This window comes from Ectorhizobium quercum, from assembly GCF_026552795.1.
Lineage (GTDB): Bacteria > Pseudomonadota > Alphaproteobacteria > Rhizobiales > Rhizobiaceae > Ectorhizobium > Ectorhizobium quercum.
Window position 1 is genome coordinate 14,825 of sequence record NZ_JANFPI010000005.1, and the last position, 18,022, is coordinate 32,846.

Sequence of the window (18,022 nt, forward strand, 5' to 3'; positions counted from 1 at the left end):
TTGATACAACCCTATGAGATTGCGGAGGGAAAGACCATGCGCGCCGTCAAGCCGGGCGTCGCGGAACCGAGATCGGTGGCGGAGAGTTCCAGCCGGCCGCCATGCAGTTCCATCACCGCCGCGACCAGCGAGAGACCGAGACCGGTGCCCGGCTTGGAACGGCTCTCGTCGAGCCGCACGAAACGCTTCGTGACGTCGTCGCGGCGTGCTTCCGGTATGCCCGGACCGTGATCGGCAACCGCCAGAACGGTCGCCGCGTCTTCCCGGGTCAACGTCACGCAAAGCGCCGGGGGGCCGTCGCCGCCTTCCGCATATTTGATCGCGTTGTCGAGCAGGTTGGTCAGAGCCTGGCCGATCAGCTCGCGGTTTCCCCGCACCGTCAGGCCGGGTTCTATCGCGGTTTCGAGCGCCAGCCCGACCTCTTCGGCCACCGGCTCGTAAAGCTCGGCGCTGTCGGCGGCGATGGCCGACACATCCACCTCCAGCATCTCGGCGGCGAGCGAGCCCGCCTCGACTCGGGAAATCATCAGAAGGGCGTTGAAGGTGCGGATGAGCTGGTCGGATTCGGCGATGATGCCTTCCAGAGCGGCGCGCTTGTCGTCACCCTCGCGGGCGGCCAGCGCATCGGCGGCCTTGTTGCGCAGGCGGGTGAGCGGCGTTTTCAGGTCGTGGGCGATATTGTCGGACACCTGCCGCAGCCCCTCGTTCAGCTTGCCGATCCGGTCGAGCATGGCGTTGAGCGAACCCGACAGCCGGTCGAACTCGTCGCCGGACCCCGTGACCGGCAGTCTCTCGGAAAGATCGCCGCCCATGATCTTCTTGGAGGCGGCGGACATGCGGTCGATGCGCTTCAGCGCGTTGCGGCCGATGAAGAACCATATGATGACGGCCCCGCCGCCCATGATCGCCAGCGCCACCATCAGCGCCCGGCGCACCAGCGAGCGGAACCGGTCGGGGTCGCCCAGGTCGCGGCCGATGACGATGCGCAATCCATTGTCGAGAACGAAGACATGCCCGATCGCGAGATGCGGACGCGACGCATCGCCTTCGTTATACGGGTCGTAGCGGAAGGGTCGCTGCGTCCAGCCCTCCTGGTCGATGACTCCGGGCTGGATATCGGCGGCATTGCCGGCCAGGATTTCCCCGGACGGACCGGCGATGATGTAAAGCCCCGCACCCGGCTGGCGCGAGCGGCGCTCCATCGACCGCAGCAGGCCGTTCACGCCGGCGCGGTCGTAGAGAGAACGCACATCGGTCACTTCGGCCTGCAACGCATCGCGCGTCTGCTGGGTCATCAGCCGTTCGGAAAGCGCGGTCACGTAGAAGACGAGGAACGAGGCGCAGAGCGCGAACAGCAGGATATAGACGGCCGAAAGCCGCACAGCCGTCGATTTGAACAGAAGACGCATATTGGTCGTCACGCGATGTCTCCGGGGCGGCGGCCTTGATCGCGCGGCATGCCTCAACCGTCGTCCTTGATCATGTAGCCCGCACCGCGAACGGTCTTCAGCAGCGGCCTGTCGAAGTCCTTCTCGATTTTCGAGCGCAGCCGCGAGACATGCACGTCGATGACATTGGTCTGCGGGTCGAAGTGGTAATCCCAGACGTTTTCGAGAAGCATGGTCCGCGTCACCACCTGACCGGCATTCTTCATCAGATATTCCAGGAGCCGGAATTCGCGCGGCTGAAGCAGGATTTCCTTCCCGGCGCGGCGCACCTCGTGGGAGAGGCGGTCGAGTTCGAGATCGCCGACCCGGTACACCATATCCTGTTCCGGCGTGCCCTTGCGGCGGGCCAGAACCTCGATACGCGCCAGAAGCTCGCTGAAGGCATAGGGCTTCGGCAGATAATCGTCGCCGCCGGCGCGCAATCCCGTCACGCGGTCGTCCACCTGCCCGAGAGCGGAAAGGATCAGCACGGGCGTATTCACGCCGCGCTTGCGCAGTTCGGCAATGACCGAAAGACCGTCCCGGCGGGGCAGCATGCGGTCGATCACCATCGCGTCATAAGCGTTCTCCGATCCCATGAAGAGACCGCTTTCGCCGTCGCTCGCATGATCCGCGGTAATGCCCACCTCGCGGAACGCCTTGACCATGTAGGAAGCGGCGTCCAGATCGTCTTCGATAACCAGAATCTTCATGTGCGGGACAATAGCGCCGGCGGCGCTTTCAACGCAACCGGGATCGGCAGCGGCGGAATGAGGCATGATCGTCTGCGTCATCGTCCTCTCCCTGAACGGCTGGAGCGTCGTACGTCCGGATGGATGCACCGGGGATGCTCAATCTCGTGAAAACGAAAGCGTCCTTCGACCGGATGGTGTCACCGGATCGAGGGATGCCCGAGGCCCGGGAGCATCGCTCCCGGACCTTCCTGACGGATCGGCCTGCGCCAGAGGCGCGAACCGTTGCTTATCCCTGATCGATCGGCACGGCCACGAAGCGGCTGCCCTGGTCGCTTTCGATCTGGAACAGGGCCCGGCCACGGCCGTCCTTGCGGGCGTTTTCGATCACCTGCACGGCCTCGTCGGCGCTCTTGACCGGCTGGTTGTTGATCGCGCTGATCTTCTCGCCGGCCTTGATGCCGCGGGCGGCCGCCTGCGAATCGGGATCGACGTCGACGATGTCGAGGCCGTTGCCGTCGGGCGAAGGGGTCACGCTGACGCCGAGCTTGGCGATTTCCTGCTGGCTCTGGCTCTGGCCCTGCGACTGATCGCCCGAACCGTCGTCGACCGCTGCGGTTTCCGCCGGCATGTCGCCGAGCGTGACCTTGAGCGCCTCGGACTTGCCGTTGCGCCACACCGAAACCTCGACTTCGGCGCCCGGAGCGTAGGAGGCGACCTTGCGGGCCAGATCGCGGGCGTCCTTCACCGTGTCGCCATTGATGGCGGTAACGATATCGCCCTGCTTCATGCCGGCCTTCTCGCCCGGGGAATTCTCGGTCGGCGAAACGACCAGTGCGCCGGAGGCTTCGGCCAGACCGAGCGAATCGGCGATGTCCTTCGTCACCGGCTGGATCTGCACGCCCAGCCAGCCGCGCTCGATCTTGCCATCCTTGATGAGCGAGGCCACCACGTCCTTGGCGGTCGTGGCCGGGATCGCGAAGGCGATGCCGACATTGCCGCCCGAACCGCCCGGCGAGAAGATGGCGGTGTTGATGCCGACGACTTCGCCTTCCAGGTTGAAGGTCGGACCGCCGGAGTTGCCGCGGTTCACGGCGGCGTCCACCTGGATGAAATCGTCGTAGGGGCCGGCACCGATATCGCGGCCGCGCGCCGAGATGATACCCGCCGTCACCGTCCCGCCGAGGCCGAACGGGTTGCCGACGGCTACAACCCAGTCGCCGACGCGCACCTTGGTGTCGTCCGCGAACTGCACATAGGTGAACTTGCGGTTGGCGTCGACCTTCAGCACGGCGAGGTCGGTGCGGCTGTCCTTGCCGACGAGCTTGGCGTCCAGCTCGGTGCCGTCGTTCAGCACGACGGTGAAGGCGGCGCCGTCGTTGACGACATGGTTGTTGGTGACGAGATAGCCATCCTCGGAAATGAAGAAGCCCGAGCCTTGCGAAACGGGGCGCAGCGGTCCCCTGCCGCGCTGGCGCGGGGCGTTGCGGCCATCGGGATTATTGAGGCCGGGGCCGCCGAACTCGCGGAAGAAGCGCTTCAGCGGGTGATCGTCCGGCAGGCTGTCGAAGCCGCGGCCGCCGAAGCCGAAGGACGGACCCGATTCGTCCGCTGCGGCCTGCACGTTCGACTGGACGCGGACGGACACGACGGCGGGCGACACGGCATCGACGACATTGGCGAAGCTTGCGACCTGCGGTGCGTCGACCTTGACCGGCTCGGCATGGGAAAAGCCGACCCCTGCCGGAAGGCCGGTGGCCAGCATGACGGCGGCAAGCCCGGCAACGGCCGAGCTTTTCAGGATAACCTTCGGGGAAAGGGAACCATTCTTGCGGATGAGCATGGCGTTCATACCTTCTTTCTTCACTTGACTGCTGCCGCTGTGTCGCGGGAGGCGGTGGATGGTGAAGATATAGGAAGAAGCACCTTACTACGAAGTGTCCGCTGAATGAAAAATTGGTAAGGTTGCCGCTCAGGGCTCCTTCGCCGGGTCGTCGACCAGCAGGCGCTCGATCTGCGCCTTCTCGGCGTCCGTCAGCGGCGCCGTCGCGGTCGCCGGCGGATGCCGCCGCGCCAGCAGGAAGAGCGCGATGGCCCCGAGCGCGAAAAGGGCCGCCGGCGCTCCCCAAAGAATGAGCGTCTGCATACTCAGGCGCGGCTTCAGCAAAACGAACTCACCGTAGCGGGACACGACATAGTCGATCACCTGCTCGTCGCTGTCGCCCCGGACGATCCGCTCGCGCACCAGCACGCGCAGGTCGCGCGCCAGTTCGGCATTGGAATCGTCGATCGACTGGTTCTGGCACACCATGCATCTGAGATTGGCGGAAAGCGCCCGCGCCCGCGCCTCCAGCGCCGGATCGGAGAGGATCTCGTCCGGATTGACGGCCAGCGCCGGCGACCCGGCAAACAGCAGCGCAAGGGCCAGAAACAGAGCGCGCATCATTCCGCCGCCTCCAGCGCCGGGGTCTTCGCCGGCTTTGCCCGCCGCGCCGGTGCGCCGACCCGCAGGCGCCGGTCGCTCAGGGAAACGAAGCCGCCCGCCATCATCACCAGCGCACCGCCCCAGATCAGCAGCACATAGGGCTTCCACCACACACGCACGACGATGCCGCCGTTCGTCATCGGATCGCCGAGCGAGATGTAGAGCTGGCTGGTCCCGAAGGTGATGATGCCCGCTTCGGTCGTCGGCATGCGGCGCGCCGTGTAAAGGCGCTTGGAAGACCACGTATCGGCAACCTGCCGGCCGTCGCGCACGATGCTGAAATGTCCCTGTTCCTCGGTGAAGTTCGGCCCGCTGGCCGAGCGCATGCCGTCGAACGTCACCTGAAAGCCACCGGCCTCGACGACCTGCCCCGGCTTCATCTCGACCACCGTCTCGGTCTCGAAGGTGGTGACGGCGACGATCCCCAGAACGGTAATGCCGAGCCCCGCGTGGCCGAGGGCGGTGCCGAACGCCGAGCGCGGCAGGCCCGCGAACCGCCTCCAGCCGACGGACAGCGACGTCTTGCCGAAGCCGGCGCGATACCAGAGGTCGGCAATGGCGCCGAAGACCAGGAAAAAGCCCGCCGTCAGGCCCAGCACCGCCAGAACCGGTCCGCCATGCCGGACGTAGAACAGCACCAGAGCCGCCGCGAAAGCCAGGCCCGCGGCGACGTAGAGCCGCTGCAACGCGCCGAGCAGGTCGCCGCGCTTCCAGGCCAGCAGCGGGCCGAACGGAACGGCCAGCAGCAGCGGCGCCATCAGCAGGCCGAAGGTCAGGTTGAAGAACGGCGCTCCGACCGAGATCTTCTCGCCCGTCAGCGTTTCCAGCACGAGCGGATAAAGCGTGCCGATCAGCACCGAGGCGGTCGAGACCGTCAGGATGAGATTGTTGAGAACCAGCGCACCCTCGCGCGAGATCGGCGCGAAGAGCCCGCCGGCCTTGAGCAGCGGCGCGCGCCAGGCGAACAGCGCGAAGGCGCCGCCGATGAAGACGGTCAGGATGCCGAGGATGAAGATGCCGCGCGACGGGTCGGTCGCGAAACTATGCACCGACGTCAGGACGCCCGACCGGACGAGGAAGGTGCCGAGCAGCGACAGCGAGAAGGTGACGATCGCCAGAAGAACCGTCCAGATCTTCAGCGCCTCGCGCTTTTCCATGACGAGTGCGGAGTGGAGCAGCGCCGTGCCCGCCAGCCACGGCATCAGCGAGGCATTCTCCACCGGGTCCCAGAACCACCAGCCGCCCCAGCCGAGTTCATAATAGGCCCAGTAGGAGCCCATCGCGATGCCCGCCGTGAGGAACGTCCATGCCGCCAGCGCCCACGGCCGCACCCAGCGCGCCCAGGCAGCGTCCAGCCGTCCGTCGAGCAGCGCGGCGATGGCGAAGGAGAAGCAGACCGAGAACCCGACATAGCCGAGATAGAGCAGCGGCGGATGGATGGCCAGGCCGACATCCTGGAGGATCGGGTTCAGGTCCTCGCCTTCCGCCGGCACCGGATCGAGACGCATGAACGGATTGGAGGTGAGCAGGATGAACAGCGTGAAGGCCACCGTCATCCACGACTGTACGGCAAGCGTATTCGCCTTCAGCGTTTCCGGCAGGTTGCGGCCGAAAAAGGCCACCAGCGCGGAAAAGAAGGTCAGGATGAGCAGCCAGAGCATCATCGAGCCTTCATGGTTGCCCCACACGGCGGAAAAACGGAAAATGGCCGGCATCGCCGAGTGGGAGTTCTCCCACACGTTCTTCACGGAAAAATCGGATGTCTCGTAGGCCCAGGTCAGGGCGGAGAAGGAAATGAGGACCAGAAGGAACTGCGTCAGAGACCCCTTCGCGGCCAGTTCCATCATCCCCGTGTCGTTGCGCCGGGCGCCGATGACGGGCAGGACGGAGACGAGGATCGCAACGGCGAGCGTGAGGACGAGCGCATAGTGGCCGATTTCGACGATCATTGCGTCGCCTCCCCGGCATGCTGCCACATGCCCTCTTCCTTCAGGCGGTCGGCCACTTCCCTCGGCATGTAGTTCTCGTCATGCTTGGCCAGCACCGTATCGGCGGTGAAGCCCTGCAAGCCGTTCTCGAAACGCCCCTCGGTGACGACGCCCTGCCCCTCGCGGAACAGATCGGGCAGGATGCCGGTGTAGGACACCGGAATTTCGGTATTACCGTCCGTCACCTTGAAGGAAACGGTCGAGCCCTCGCCCCGCACCACCGATCCTTCGGCGACGAGACCGCCGAGACGGATCCGCGTTCCGGGAACGATGTTCGACGCGGCGATATCGCCCGGCATGTAAAAATAGGCGACCGACTGGCCGAAGGCGAACATGATGAGAAGAACAGCGGCGATAATGAAGCTCATGCCTCCCGCGATCACGGTCAAACGCTTCTGCTTGCGTGTCATTTCAGCGCTCCTTCCACATCGAGCCCCGCCGCCCTCGCCATCGCGACGAGCTGCTGCCCCTCGCTTCCGTCCGCCGGGAATGCCGACAGCGCCTCCCTGAGCGCGGCGACGGCCTTGTCCTTTTCACCGAGAACCGCATAGGAGCGCACGAGGCGCATCCAGCCCTCGAAATTCCCCGGTTCTTCCTTCAGCCTGGCATCGAGGCTCTCCACCATGCCACGGATCATTTCCTGCCGATCGCCGGCATCCATGCCGGCCGCGGCCTCCACATCGGCGTCGGTCGGGCCTCCGGGGGGCGCTGGAGCGGGCGCCCCGCCACCGTTTCTGGCGATATGCTCGCGAAGCAGCGGCTGCCAGGGTGCATCGGCCGGCGTTTCCTTCTGCAACGCCTCGAATGCAGCCCTCGCCTCGTCGCGGCGCCCGGCCTGTTCGAGCGCCAGCGCCAGATAGAAGCGCGCCCGCGGATTTTCCGGGTCGCGGCGCACGGCTTCCCGGAAGGCGGCATTCGCGTCGTCGGTTATGACGCCCCGGTTGCTGGCGACCAGCGTCTCGCCCAGCCCGGTGACACGCTCGGCGCTGACGCCAAGATAACGGATCGCGTTGCGATAGGCGAGTTCGGCGTCGCCCAGGCGGCCGGCACGGAAATAGATCGGTGCAAGAATGTCCCAGCCCTTGCCGTCCGTCGGATTCTCCGCCAGATGCCGCTCGGCCTTCGCGACCAGAAGCTCGATGTTGTTGCCGGGATTTTCCAGCCGCGCGGCCAGGGGCTGATCCGGCGTCCCGGGACTGCCGGTCAGCAAGTAAAGACAGAGCCCCGTCGCCGGCAGCACGACGACGACGGCCACGGCGGCCGCCTGCCTCAGCCTTGCGGCAGACATTGCGCGTGCGCTGGCGGACCGGCCGGCGGACGCGGCGATCAGGCGGCGGCCGATCTCGGCACGGGCATATTCGGCCTCTTCGGCGCCGATCAGCCCTTCGGCGAGATCCCGGTCGACCTCCTTCAGCTGATCCTTGTAGACCTCGGCCTCGCCCGCGCGGCCGGCATCCGCCTCCCGCCCGGGCCGCAGCAGCGGCTTGAGCAGGAAAGCTGCCACGGCAGCGGTCAATACGGCGACGATGATCCAGAACAGCATGAAGGCCCGTTTACGTTAGCCGGCGGCCCATTCCAACAGCCAAACCGGACATGACACGAAGTTGAGGCGTTAGGCCGCAGCCTCACGCCGCCTTCCGGGCATCCGGCCGGAAGGGTCGTTCCAATCATTGTCTAACGGGTTCAGGCTGGCCTTGGCCTTGACTTATGTCAACGGTGTCCAGGTTCCGTCGGGGTTGCGGCAAGCTGCCCCACGCACCGTGGTCTGCCTGCCTGAAGCGTCGATCGTGTGGCGGTACTGGCGACAATTCTGCGTCCCCACCTGATAGGGCGCGGAAGCCACGACGCTGCCCTTCCCGTCGCGTCCCTCCCACACGACGGGCTGGCCGCCGGGCGCGGCCTCGAGGGCGCGATACTCCGCCTCGAGCGCGCGCTGCGTATCGCTGCCGCCGAAGGACATGCCGCTGCGGGAGATGATACCACCTTGAAGCGCATTGAGATAGGCAGCCGAACCGGAGCCGCCGCTCAGCAGCAAACCGCCGCCGGTGGCGCTGTTGCGCGAGGCGCATCCGCTGGCGACGAGCGCCGCCAGACAGGGAAACAGAATGATGCGGGCCAGGGAGAGCTTCATGTTACGATCCGTGCAGACAAAATGCGCCTCGCTGCCACATCGGCAATCCGGCATTCCTGTTTTTCATGTTTTCTCTTGTTTTTCCAGTCGTCACACATGTTCTTTCACCACGGCCGGCAAAAGCAAGCGGGCTTTCAGTCCGCCGCCGTCTCCGCGCGACAATGTGAGCGTTCCGTGATACTCGCCGGCGATCTCCCGAACGATGGAAAGGCCGAGGCCCGTTCCCGGTTTGCTCTCGTCGAGCCGGGTACCGCGCTTGAGGGCTTTTTCGATCTGCCCTGAATCGAGACCGGGACCGTCGTCTTCTACCAGAAGTTCTATCCAGTGGCGCTTGCCCTGCCCGTCACCCTCTTCGGCCTCGACAGGTTCGGCACTGATATCGACGCGCCTTACGGCATAGCGGGCGGCATTCTCGATCAGGTTCCCGACCACTTCCTCGACATCCTGCTGTTCCATCGCCAGCATCAGGCCCGACTGCGCGATGGCCAGCTCGAAATGGGTATCCGGGTTCAGGCGGCGCATGACGCGCACCAGCCGCTCGATCACCGGGTCCACCTCGGTGCGGGCGAGAACCGATTCGCGCTGGGCGGCGATCCGCGCGCGATGCAGGTAGGTCTGCACCTGCGCCTGCATCGCTTCCGCCTGGGCGCGGACGACATCGCCCTGCTGCTTCTCGATCAGGGTCGCCTCGTTGAGCAGGACGGCAATCGGGGTCTTCAGCGAATGGGCGAGATTGCCGACCTGCATGCGGGCGCGCTCGACGAGGCGCCGGTTGCTGTCGATCAGCGCGTTCATCTCGTTGGCCAGCGGCTGGATTTCCCGCGGGAAATCGCCCTCCAGCCGTTCCGCCTCGCCGTTTCGCACCTTGCCCAGCGCCGCACGGGCCCGGTCGAGCGGCTTGAGGCCATAGAGAATGGCAAGGCCGTTCAGCAGAAGGCTGCCGAAGCCGAAAACGGCCAGCGCGACGTGCAGGCTGCGGGAAAAATCGGCGATCTGCTCTTCCACCACCGCCAGATTGCCGGTCACGCGGAAGCGGGCCGCACGGCCCTCGCCGTCCAGAATGACCTCGGTTTCGGCCACCTGCACGCGGTTGCCGCTGCTGTCGCGCAATGCATAGAAGCGTTCGTAGCGCCGGTCGAACGGCGCCTCCAGCACGCTCGGCACCGCAAGGCCCGATACGCCGAGCGACGACGACACGAGCGCCGGCGTGGAAAAATTGCCGAGCGGCTCGACCACCCAGTACCAGCCGCTTCCCGGCTGGGAAAAGCGCAGGTCGCCGAGCTGCGGCGTGCCGGTAATCGCCTGCTGGTCGTTGATCGAGATGGCGTTGATGACGTTGTAGAGCTGCGCGCGCAGGATGTCGTTGAAACCGCGCTCGGTCGATTCGCGATAAAGCTTGGAAATCGCAAAGGAAATACCGACGAGCGCCAGCGCCGACCACAGCGTCGCCAGAAGAAGCACGCGCGCCGTCAGCGATGCCGTCCGGCTCTTCACCGCGCCGGTCATGTCCTGAAACGCTTTCGGCAATCGCGACGGCGGATAGCCATGCTCAGGGTTCCTGCATGCGGTAGCCGAGACCGCGCACCGTTTCGATCAGGTCGACGCCGAGCTTCTTGCGCAAGCGGCCGACGAACACCTCGATCGTGTTGGAATCGCGGTCGAAATCCTGATCGTACATATGCTCCACGAGTTCCGTGCGCGAAACGACCTGTCCCATGTGGTGCATGAGATAGGAAAGCAGGCGAAACTCGTGCGACGTCAGCTTCAACGCGACGCCGTCGACGGTCGCCTTCGAGCTCTTGGTGTCCAGCCGCACCGGCCCGCAGACCAGCTCGGACGAGGCATGGCCGGCGGCACGGCGGATCAGGGCGCGGATGCGGGCCAGCACTTCCTCGACGTGGAACGGCTTCGTCACATAATCGTCGGCGCCGGCATCGATGCCGGCCACCTTGTCGCTCCAGCGGTCGCGAGCGGTCAGGATCAGCACGGGCGTCACCTTGCCGGCCGTGCGCCACTTCTCCACCACCGTGATGCCATCCATCACGGGCAGGCCGATATCGAGAATGACGGCGTCGTAGGGCTCGGTATCGCCGAGATAATGCCCCTCCTCGCCGTCATAGGCCTGATCGACCACATAGCCCGCTTCCTTGAGAGCATCGGCGAGCTGCCGGTTCAGGTTGACATCATCCTCGACGACCAGAATGCGCATTTCGTCCCCTTCGCGAGACCCGCCACCCGTCCCGGGCGCTGCGGGCCATCCCCCGTTATGACCTTGTCGTGCCTTTTCGCTGCGCCGCATCATCAGCCTGCGGCAGGGCTTCTGCCAGGCGCTAGCTACATGGGCAGCTTCACCGTCACCTTGCGCGGCCGTTCGTTGCCGTTGCCCTGCACGAGCACGGTGATGACGCAGCTCTGCCCGTCGGGAGCCGGCTGCGCGGAAAGAAGTTCGCCACCCGTCTGCGCCACCGCCTTGCTCGCCGCGGCGCGGCAATCGGCGGCAGCCAGATACACCTCCGCCCGAGGCAACCCGTCCGTCGAAGAGAAGCCTGAAAGGCCTGCCGCCAGCGCGGTTATGATCAGGGGTGATGCCATAACTCGATTTCCATCATGAATTACCGTGACACAGTATGTAACTGACTACGGCTGAATGGCAAATGAATGGCAGCGAGGCCCTCTCCGTGCGCCGGCAAACTCCGTTCACTTTTGCGAAATCGCCTGCGTCGCCGTCAGGCGACCATAGAGCGCCAGAATGCCGCCGAGCGCACCGGCGATCGTGGAGACCGCATCCGTCAGCTCCGCCTGTTCGGCTTCCCCGAACTCGTATCCGGCCACCCTGAGCAAGGAAGCGACGATCACGACCAGCGCCCCCCAGATCGTCTTCGACTGATACCACTTCTTCATCGCAATGTCCTTTCGTTCATGACAATCTTCATTGCACCGCAACCGTTTTCTCCGCCGGCACGCCGAGGCCGGCAAACCGTCCCTTCTGGCGTATCCGCAGCGCAAGGCTTGTGCGGGGCGATCCGAAATCGGCGGTTTCGTCGGCGGCCCCATAGGTAACCCCGGTTCCCGCGACGTCGATGCTGCGGAGCACCGCGCCGTCGCCGGCAAGGACTTCCACCCGGAATTCCAGGCTGTCCTCGTCGAGCGGAATGTCGGCCGCATGCCAGTTGTCGGCGTCGATGCGCCCGCGCCGCGTCCAGTCGAGGCGGATGTCGCCCGCCACTGTCCGGCGCGCGGCGATATGGACCGGCGACAGGGGCGTTTCCGCCCGCAGGCCGCCGGCGAATGCAAAGGGTCCGGCCATCCCGCCGGACGCTCCCGACGCCTCCGCGATCCAGTTGAAGGCAAGCCCCGCCTCCGCGCGCGTCAGCGCCAGCGGCAGGACCGCCTCGTCGAGCACGACAACAGCATTCTGCGGTGCGGCCCCGGCGAGCATGGCGTCCTCGCTGCCGCCCAGCCCCCGCAGCAGGCCCGTCAGCCGCCAGAGGCCGGCGGCGATCTCGTCCGCCGTGGTGAAGCCGATCACCTCCCAGGTGCCGTTGTCCGAGAAAACCGCGATCCGGTTGGCGCCGTTCAGCACCGCCAGTTCACTCGCCGAGGACAGTTCGCCCTGCCCCAGATCGACCGTCAGCGCGTTCGCCCGGTCGAAGCGCCCCGGCACGCCGGCTGCGAGGCGCTCGACGAGACGGCCCATTCTGGCGGGGCGCTCCAGCCGCACGCGCATGCGATAGGCTTCCGTGGAGGCCGACGACGAAATCGTGATCCGCCGCCAGGGTCTGGCGAGCGCCGCCACTCTCGAAAACAGCATGGCATCGCCGTCCTCGTAGCGCGGCAGGTCGAGAAACCGGACCAGCGGCGCGAAACCGGCCGCCGCCGTCGAGCCGTTCGCCGGGTTTTCCGCCAGAGGGGCGGGCAGCGCCGCGCCCGCCGGGGCCACTTCCCTCGCCTCCGCCCGCCGCAGGTCGCCTTCCTCGATCCGCCCGATCCTGAAATATCCCGCCGGCCCGTCCGTCAGGCGCACCACGTCGCCGGCGGTCAGTTCCGGCGCCTGCGGCGGCAGCGCAAAGCGGATGCTCCTGCGCGAAAGATGCTCGCCGCGCAGCCGCGCCTCCACCGCGGCAAGCGCCGTTTCGCGATGCACGGCGGCGGGCAGGCTGTCGCCCAGAAGCCTTGCGCTCGCACCCGGAATCCGCCGCGAACGCACGCTCGCCGCCTCGTAGCCGTTGTCCGGGTCGCTGAAACCGAGCAGCGCGCCCCCGGGAAAATCGCTGTCGTGACCGCGCGTTTCCTGCCACAGCGGGCCATCCTCTTCCTCGGCCAGAACGTCCAGCGTCACCGGCGCAAGGCTGACGGCCGACTGCGAGCGGAAGACGAGCCGCCCGTCCTCCTCGGTCATGTCGATGCCGAAGGCGCTCGCCAGCGGCTCGATCAGGTCGCGCGCCGAAGCGACATCGCCCTGCACGTAACCGCCCAGATCACCGGAAACGCCGCTCACGTCGACGTCCGCAATCCCGTGATCGGTCAGCACCGCGGCGAGCGTATCGGCCAGCGTCGCATTGCCGAGCCGCCCGTTCAGCCAGTGGCCGGTCCGCCAGTTGCCGCCGTCGCTCCAGACGTCCGTCCGGGCCGGAAAGGCCGGATAGGGCCGGGCATCCCACGCCCAGAGGAAGATATTCCCGGGATCGACCGGATCGCCGGCCTGCCAATGGTCGAAATGGGCGTCCAGAAAGCGCCGCTGCTGGCTGTCGGCCCGCGCGCCGCTGGAAAAATAGGGCAGCCGGCTTTCCGCCGACTTCGGATCGACGAAAACGTTCGGCTGGTTCGCCCCCTTGTCGATTGCCGGGCAGCCGAGTTCGGTGAACCAGAGCGGCTTCGACCCCGGCACCCAGGCCGTGGGCACCACCTTCTCCGCGCCGCCCTCCCGCTCGTAATGCAGGCTCGACCACCAGCCGGCCAGATCCTTGTAGCGATAGACCCAGGGCTTGCCCGCAAGCCCGTCGGTGATCGGGCTGCGCAGGCGGGCCCTCCGGTCGGCCTCGCTGGCGTAATACCAGTCGAAGCCCTCGCCGCCGGCGATCTGGCCGCGCATGGCCCGCGCGTCGTCGGCCAGCCGGAACCCGTCCGGGTTGGCCGTGGCCAGATCCTCGTCGCGCCAGTCGGAAAGCGGCATGTAATTGTCGATGCCGACCGCATCGATGGCGGGATGGGCCCAGAGCGGATCGAGGTGGAAGAACACGTCGCCGGAGCCGTCGGCAGGGTGATAGCCGAAATATTCGCTCCAGTCGGCGGCATAGGTCAGCTTCGCGCCCGCGCCCAGAACGGCCCGGACATCGGCGGCGAGCGCCGCCAGTTGCGACACGAAGGGAAATCCGCCCGCGCCGTCACGCAGCGTCGTCAGCCCCCGCATTTCCGAGCCGATGATGAAGCCGTCGACGCCGCCCGCCAGCTCGGCGAGTTTCGCATAATGCAGCACCATCCGCCTGTAGCCCTCGTCCGTCCCGGTAAAGACCGGCAGCCCACCGGAGACGGAAAAGTCGCCGATGGCGGCCGTGCCGCAGAAGGACGCGACCTGCCCCACGGTCGCGGATGTCGCATCCGCCTCCGGGGGAAAGCAGGTCAGCCGCCCCCGCCAGGGATAGGCCGCCTGCTCCGCGCCGCCGTAGGGGTCGGGCAAGCCGTTGCCGGGCGCGATGTCCATCATGACGAAGGGATAGAGGAACACCTTCAGGCCGCGGGCCTTCAGATCGGCGATGGCCTGCATGACGCTGCGGTCGGACGGCGTCGAGCCGTAGGCGGGGCCACCGCCGCTGTCGCTGACGGCGTGCGCCTGCGCGCGTCTCAGGCCGGCGACCTGCCATGTCAGGTTCTCGCCGTCGCGGACCGTCCGCTCCACGCCCGGCACGATCCGGCAATGCCCCGCGCGCAGGTCCGTGCCGAACCAGCTCGCCACCAGCGCCACGCTTTCGAGGTTCGGGCACACCGCCTGAAGCTCGTCGATGGAAGCCTGCCAGTCGGTCTCCGTGCCGAGCACATGCCTGTTCAGGATCGCCAGAGAACCGTCGCCTCCGTTTTCCGTCACTTTCTGCGTCGCATATCCCGCCTCGGTCGCCCCCGGGATGACGACCACAGCGCGCATCTTTTCCTCAAGGGAACCGACCGGCCGGATGACCTCGAACTGGAGCAGCGGAATGCGGTTGCCGAAACCGTCGAGCGGCAGCCGCTCGAAAACGGCATAGGCGAGGCCGCGATAGGCGGGCGCCCTGCCCTCGCCCTGCCGCGCCTCAATCAGCGGATCGGGAAGCTGGTCCTCCGAGCCGCGATAAAAGCGCATCTCGACACCGGTCAGGTCGATCTCGCGCCCGTCCGCCCAGACCCGGCGGATCGCCGCCACCGGCCCCTCGCACAGGCCGACGGCCAGATTGGCGTAATAGCGGAAATTTTCCACCCGGCTGCCGCCCGATTTGCCGCCCGCCCGGGTGGTCACGACCTGTTCCTCGAAACGCGTCGCCCAGATCAGCGTGCCGCCGATCCGCATCGTGCCGTAGAGGCGGGGAATGGCGGTCCCCTCATCGGCGCCGGCCAGCCGCGCCGTCGCAAGCCGGCTGCCGCGCACGCTCGTCGTGCCGCCGATCAGGCTGCGGTCGAGCATGTTGCCGGCCAGCGCTCCCGCCGCCCGGCCAAGCGCCGCCCCCACCGGGCCGAAAACGCTCCCGAGGGCCGCGCCCGCCGCCTGAAAAAGAATCGTCGCCATGCCTCAGATCTCCGGAAAACGATGGATGGCGGCGATGCGCCGCGCCCAGCCCGGCGTCAGGACCGAGCGAACGACCGCCGCCTGCTCGTAGGCGTGAATGAACCGCTCCGGCCCCGCCAGAATGCCGGCATGCTTGGCGGCGCATCCCGGCCGCCAGCGGAAGATCAGCAGGTCGCCGGGCTCCGCCTGCGCCATGTCGATGGCCGGGCCGAAATGACGGATCGCCGCCTCCAGAAGCCGTTCCTCGCCGGACCGCTCCGCCCAGTCCGATGCATAGGGCGGCACCAGTTCCGGCTCGCCGCCGTAGATTTCCCGCCAGATGCCCCTGACCAGCCCGAGGCAGTCGCACCCCACACCCTCGCGCGCGCCCTGATGACGGTAGGGCGTGCCGATCCACCGCTCGGCGATGGCGATCACCCGCTCGCGCACGCTCATTCGAACAGCACCCCGCCATCGTGAACGCTCTCGCCGTCCGCATAGGAATAGGCGAAATCGGTGCCCGGCATGTGCGGAAAGCCGCGGAAATTGACGCCGTTGGCAAACTTTTCCCGGCAGGTCCGGAAACTGCCGTCGCAGCCCGCCGTCACCCGGACCGGGTCTCCTGCCGCCGGCAGCGCCGCCAGCGGCAACCACAGCCGCAGGGTTCCGCCGTCCTGCCCGTCGATGTCGACCACGGTTCCGGCCAGTTCCCCTCCGGTGAAGGCGAGCTTGCCGCGCGCGAAAAAGGCGGCGGGAAAGGCCTCGAGGCCGCTCACCGCCACGCGGGTACCATCCGCCACCGCCGTCACCGTTCCGATGGCGCGGAAGGCCGGACTGTTCGCCGCCACACCGCAGCGCCCGTCGCCGAGCACCGCATCGCACAGACGGGAATAGACCCGGCCCTGCGGCTGGGAAAGGCGATGGGACAGGCTGCGCAGTTCCGCCCGGAAGGCGCCGCCCGCCCGTGTCACCTCGCCGACATCCTCCACCTTCAGCCGCACCCTCTGAACAGGATCGGCCCAGTTGACGAGAAACAGCTCCACGCGGGCGCCATCGTAAAGCCCGGCCGCCAGGTCGGCCTCGGCAATCGCCTCGCTGGAAAAGCCGCCCGTCACCTCGCTGGTGGCCGCGGCCAGTCCCGCCTCGTCCTCGCGCTCGCTGGCGGCAAATCCGCTGGCGGCGTGAAACGCGGTTCCCTCGAAGGAAAGCGCCCGGTCGTGGTCGGTGAAGCCCATCACCGCGCCGTCGCGGCGCGTCAGCCGCCAGCAATGGCAAAGCGTCGTCACCCCGGCGGCCAGATGGGCCGCCAGCGCGTCCGGTATCGTCCTCATGGCAGGATCTCCATCAGCGGAATGGTCGGAATGCGCCCGGCCCGGAAGGCCGAGATGTTGATATCGATGCGGTCGATGTCGAAGCGCACCGGCACGTCGAATTCGAAGCCGGCCGTCACCGCCGCGCCGGCAGGCGGCACATGCCCGGCGGCAAACGTCACACGGCCGGTCTGCGGATCGCAGGCAAAGCCGTCCGCCGCCGTCTCGGCGCCGTTCACCGCCACCCGCACCGTTCCGGCCAGCGGCCTGGAAATCTCCCGGACACTGGCTGCGGCGGCATCGCCATAGGTCTTGGAAAGCTGAAAGACGGCATTGGCGCCGTCGCCGGTCCCCAACGGCTGGTCCAGCGGCGAGACCGCCTCGCCGGGCGGGGCGGATGCGTGGTCGAGCGGATCGCGAAAGCGGAATCCGTAAAGCTGGCCCTGCCGGGCCTCGAAGAATTCCAGCACCTCGTAGAGGTCGGCCACGGAGCGCAGGCCGGAGCCGGCGTCATAGGCCCGCCGCGACAGCGCCCAGCGGCTATTGCGCGTCTCGCGCCCGTTGGAGAGGTTGACAATCTCCGTGCGCCGCACCGGCCCGCCCGAAACGCCGAGCGCCAGCCGCAGCGGAAACCGCACCTCGTGAAATCCCGTCGTCATCTCTTCCTCCTGCCGTCACAATTGACGCCGGCCGCGACCGGCGGTCCGCGCCAGCATGGCGGCGATCTGCCCTTCGCTCTTGCGGAAGCTCGCGGCGTCGCTCGCCGTCACATTGAACACGATCTGCGTGCCGCCGCCGCCCGCCCCGGCGGCAACGCCGAGCGTCCCGTCGGCGCCGCGCTTCAGGGGCAGGATCGCCTCCGCCCCCGCCTCGCCCATCAGCCCCATGTCGCCGCCCATCGGGAAATAGGCCGGCGCCGCCACGACGCCGCCATCGGCAAAGGGCACGACGCGGCCCGGCACGCCGCCCGCCGCGAAGGCCGTCAGCGAACCGATGCCGGACACCGCCTGCGCGACACCGTTCGACACCAGCGTCTCCAGAGGCTTCAGCCCGGCGGAAAGCGCGATGGAGGACAGCCGGTTGCCCAGCGTCTGGAGCACGCCTTCCAGTCCCTTGCCATCCACGGTCGCCCCTCTCAGCGCCGCCGTCAGCGCCGAGCCGAAGGCGCGCGAGCGGGCCTCGAGACCGGCCAGCGTGTCGGCAAGCGCACTCGCCCCGCCATCGGCGGTCAGGAAATCGTCATCGGCCATATCCGG

At 67.2% G+C, this 18,022-nt stretch carries 17 protein-coding genes; all 17 read right to left on the reverse strand.

What is annotated here, in order from left to right; all coding sequences use genetic code 11:
- Window positions 1–11: 11 nt before the first annotated feature.
- Window positions 12–1,409, reverse strand: a complete 1,398-nt coding sequence (locus NOF55_RS15115) for a sensor histidine kinase (protein WP_306412343.1) — start codon at window positions 1,407–1,409, stop codon at window positions 12–14.
- A 53-nt stretch (window positions 1,410–1,462) separates the two neighbouring features.
- The gene (locus NOF55_RS15120) at window positions 1,463–2,140 is read right to left on the reverse strand and encodes a response regulator transcription factor (protein ID WP_306412344.1); all 678 of its coding nucleotides are present in this window, start codon (window positions 2,138–2,140) and stop codon (window positions 1,463–1,465) included.
- A 268-nt stretch (window positions 2,141–2,408) separates the two neighbouring features.
- On the reverse strand, window positions 2,409–3,962 hold the full coding sequence (locus NOF55_RS15125) for a Do family serine endopeptidase (protein WP_306412345.1): 1,554 nt from the start codon (window positions 3,960–3,962) through the stop codon (window positions 2,409–2,411).
- A 129-nt stretch (window positions 3,963–4,091) separates the two neighbouring features.
- The gene (locus NOF55_RS15130) at window positions 4,092–4,565 is read right to left on the reverse strand and encodes a cytochrome c-type biogenesis protein (protein ID WP_306412237.1); all 474 of its coding nucleotides are present in this window, start codon (window positions 4,563–4,565) and stop codon (window positions 4,092–4,094) included.
- Window positions 4,562–6,553 (reverse strand): heme lyase CcmF/NrfE family subunit, encoded by a 1,992-nt coding sequence (locus NOF55_RS15135; protein WP_306412238.1) that lies wholly within the window; start codon window positions 6,551–6,553, stop codon window positions 4,562–4,564. The genes NOF55_RS15130 and NOF55_RS15135 overlap by 4 nt, the downstream gene beginning before the upstream one ends.
- Window positions 6,550–7,002 (reverse strand): cytochrome c maturation protein CcmE, encoded by a 453-nt coding sequence (ccmE, locus tag NOF55_RS15140; RefSeq protein WP_306412239.1) that lies wholly within the window; start codon window positions 7,000–7,002, stop codon window positions 6,550–6,552. The genes NOF55_RS15135 and ccmE overlap by 4 nt, the downstream gene beginning before the upstream one ends.
- Complete coding sequence (ccmI, locus tag NOF55_RS15145; protein WP_306412240.1) at window positions 6,999–8,135, reverse strand: c-type cytochrome biogenesis protein CcmI; 1,137 nt, start codon at window positions 8,133–8,135, stop codon at window positions 6,999–7,001. The genes ccmE and ccmI overlap by 4 nt, the downstream gene beginning before the upstream one ends.
- A gap of 162 nt (window positions 8,136–8,297) precedes the next feature.
- Entirely contained in the window at window positions 8,298–8,723 is a 426-nt protein-coding gene (locus tag NOF55_RS15150) for an RT0821/Lpp0805 family surface protein (protein ID WP_306412241.1), read from the reverse strand.
- A 90-nt stretch (window positions 8,724–8,813) separates the two neighbouring features.
- Window positions 8,814–10,229, reverse strand: coding sequence for a sensor histidine kinase (locus NOF55_RS15155; protein WP_306412242.1), 1,416 nt, complete (start codon window positions 10,227–10,229; stop codon window positions 8,814–8,816).
- A gap of 43 nt (window positions 10,230–10,272) precedes the next feature.
- Complete coding sequence (locus tag NOF55_RS15160; RefSeq protein ID WP_306412243.1) at window positions 10,273–10,932, reverse strand: response regulator transcription factor; 660 nt, start codon at window positions 10,930–10,932, stop codon at window positions 10,273–10,275.
- 125 nt (window positions 10,933–11,057) lie between these two features.
- Entirely contained in the window at window positions 11,058–11,315 is a 258-nt protein-coding gene (locus NOF55_RS15165) for a hypothetical protein (protein ID WP_306412244.1), read from the reverse strand.
- 105 nt (window positions 11,316–11,420) lie between these two features.
- Window positions 11,421–11,624: a hypothetical protein gene (locus tag NOF55_RS15170; RefSeq protein ID WP_306412245.1), complete on the reverse strand. Its 204-nt coding sequence runs from the start codon at window positions 11,622–11,624 to the stop codon at window positions 11,421–11,423.
- 28 nt (window positions 11,625–11,652) lie between these two features.
- A complete protein-coding gene (locus NOF55_RS15175) occupies window positions 11,653–15,477 on the reverse strand; it encodes a baseplate multidomain protein megatron (protein WP_306412246.1) in 3,825 nt (1,274 codons plus the stop codon).
- Window positions 15,478–15,480: 3 nt separating this feature from the next.
- Complete coding sequence (locus tag NOF55_RS15180; protein ID WP_306412247.1) at window positions 15,481–15,912, reverse strand: NlpC/P60 family protein; 432 nt, start codon at window positions 15,910–15,912, stop codon at window positions 15,481–15,483.
- The gene (locus NOF55_RS15185) at window positions 15,909–16,787 is read right to left on the reverse strand and encodes a phage/gene transfer agent baseplate hub protein (RefSeq protein ID WP_306412248.1); all 879 of its coding nucleotides are present in this window, start codon (window positions 16,785–16,787) and stop codon (window positions 15,909–15,911) included. Before NOF55_RS15185 ends, NOF55_RS15180 begins: the two co-directional genes overlap by 4 nt.
- On the reverse strand, window positions 16,784–17,425 hold the full coding sequence (locus NOF55_RS15190) for a DUF2460 domain-containing protein (protein ID WP_306412249.1): 642 nt from the start codon (window positions 17,423–17,425) through the stop codon (window positions 16,784–16,786). Before NOF55_RS15190 ends, NOF55_RS15185 begins: the two co-directional genes overlap by 4 nt.
- A 15-nt stretch (window positions 17,426–17,440) precedes the next feature.
- Entirely contained in the window at window positions 17,441–18,016 is a 576-nt protein-coding gene (locus NOF55_RS15195; RefSeq protein WP_306412250.1) for a phage tail tape measure protein, read from the reverse strand.
- Between the last annotated feature and the right edge of the window lie 6 nt (window positions 18,017–18,022).

Excerpts from the sequence above, each read along its gene's own strand:
- NOF55_RS15115 (WP_306412343.1), bottom strand. The coding sequence starts at position 1,409 with ATGCGTCTTCTGTTCAAATCGACGGCTGTGCGGCTTTCGGCCGTCTAT.
- NOF55_RS15120 (WP_306412344.1), bottom strand. The coding sequence starts at position 2,140 with ATGAAGATTCTGGTTATCGAAGACGATCTGGACGCCGCTTCCTACATG.
- NOF55_RS15125 (WP_306412345.1), bottom strand. The coding sequence starts at position 3,962 with ATGCTCATCCGCAAGAATGGTTCCCTTTCCCCGAAGGTTATCCTGAAA.
- NOF55_RS15130 (WP_306412237.1), bottom strand. The coding sequence starts at position 4,565 with ATGATGCGCGCTCTGTTTCTGGCCCTTGCGCTGCTGTTTGCCGGGTCG.
- NOF55_RS15135 (WP_306412238.1), bottom strand. The coding sequence starts at position 6,553 with ATGATCGTCGAAATCGGCCACTATGCGCTCGTCCTCACGCTCGCCGTT.
- ccmE (WP_306412239.1), bottom strand. The coding sequence starts at position 7,002 with ATGACACGCAAGCAGAAGCGTTTGACCGTGATCGCGGGAGGCATGAGC.
- ccmI (WP_306412240.1), bottom strand. The coding sequence starts at position 8,135 with ATGCTGTTCTGGATCATCGTCGCCGTATTGACCGCTGCCGTGGCAGCT.
- NOF55_RS15150 (WP_306412241.1), bottom strand. The coding sequence starts at position 8,723 with ATGAAGCTCTCCCTGGCCCGCATCATTCTGTTTCCCTGTCTGGCGGCG.
- NOF55_RS15155 (WP_306412242.1), bottom strand. The coding sequence starts at position 10,229 with ATGACCGGCGCGGTGAAGAGCCGGACGGCATCGCTGACGGCGCGCGTG.
- NOF55_RS15160 (WP_306412243.1), bottom strand. The coding sequence starts at position 10,932 with ATGCGCATTCTGGTCGTCGAGGATGATGTCAACCTGAACCGGCAGCTC.
- NOF55_RS15165 (WP_306412244.1), bottom strand. The coding sequence starts at position 11,315 with ATGGCATCACCCCTGATCATAACCGCGCTGGCGGCAGGCCTTTCAGGC.
- NOF55_RS15170 (WP_306412245.1), bottom strand. The coding sequence starts at position 11,624 with ATGAAGAAGTGGTATCAGTCGAAGACGATCTGGGGGGCGCTGGTCGTG.
- NOF55_RS15175 (WP_306412246.1), bottom strand. The coding sequence starts at position 15,477 with ATGGCGACGATTCTTTTTCAGGCGGCGGGCGCGGCCCTCGGGAGCGTT.
- NOF55_RS15180 (WP_306412247.1), bottom strand. The coding sequence starts at position 15,912 with ATGAGCGTGCGCGAGCGGGTGATCGCCATCGCCGAGCGGTGGATCGGC.
- NOF55_RS15185 (WP_306412248.1), bottom strand. The coding sequence starts at position 16,787 with ATGAGGACGATACCGGACGCGCTGGCGGCCCATCTGGCCGCCGGGGTG.
- NOF55_RS15190 (WP_306412249.1), bottom strand. The coding sequence starts at position 17,425 with ATGACGACGGGATTTCACGAGGTGCGGTTTCCGCTGCGGCTGGCGCTC.
- NOF55_RS15195 (WP_306412250.1), bottom strand. The coding sequence starts at position 18,016 with ATGGCCGATGACGATTTCCTGACCGCCGATGGCGGGGCGAGTGCGCTT.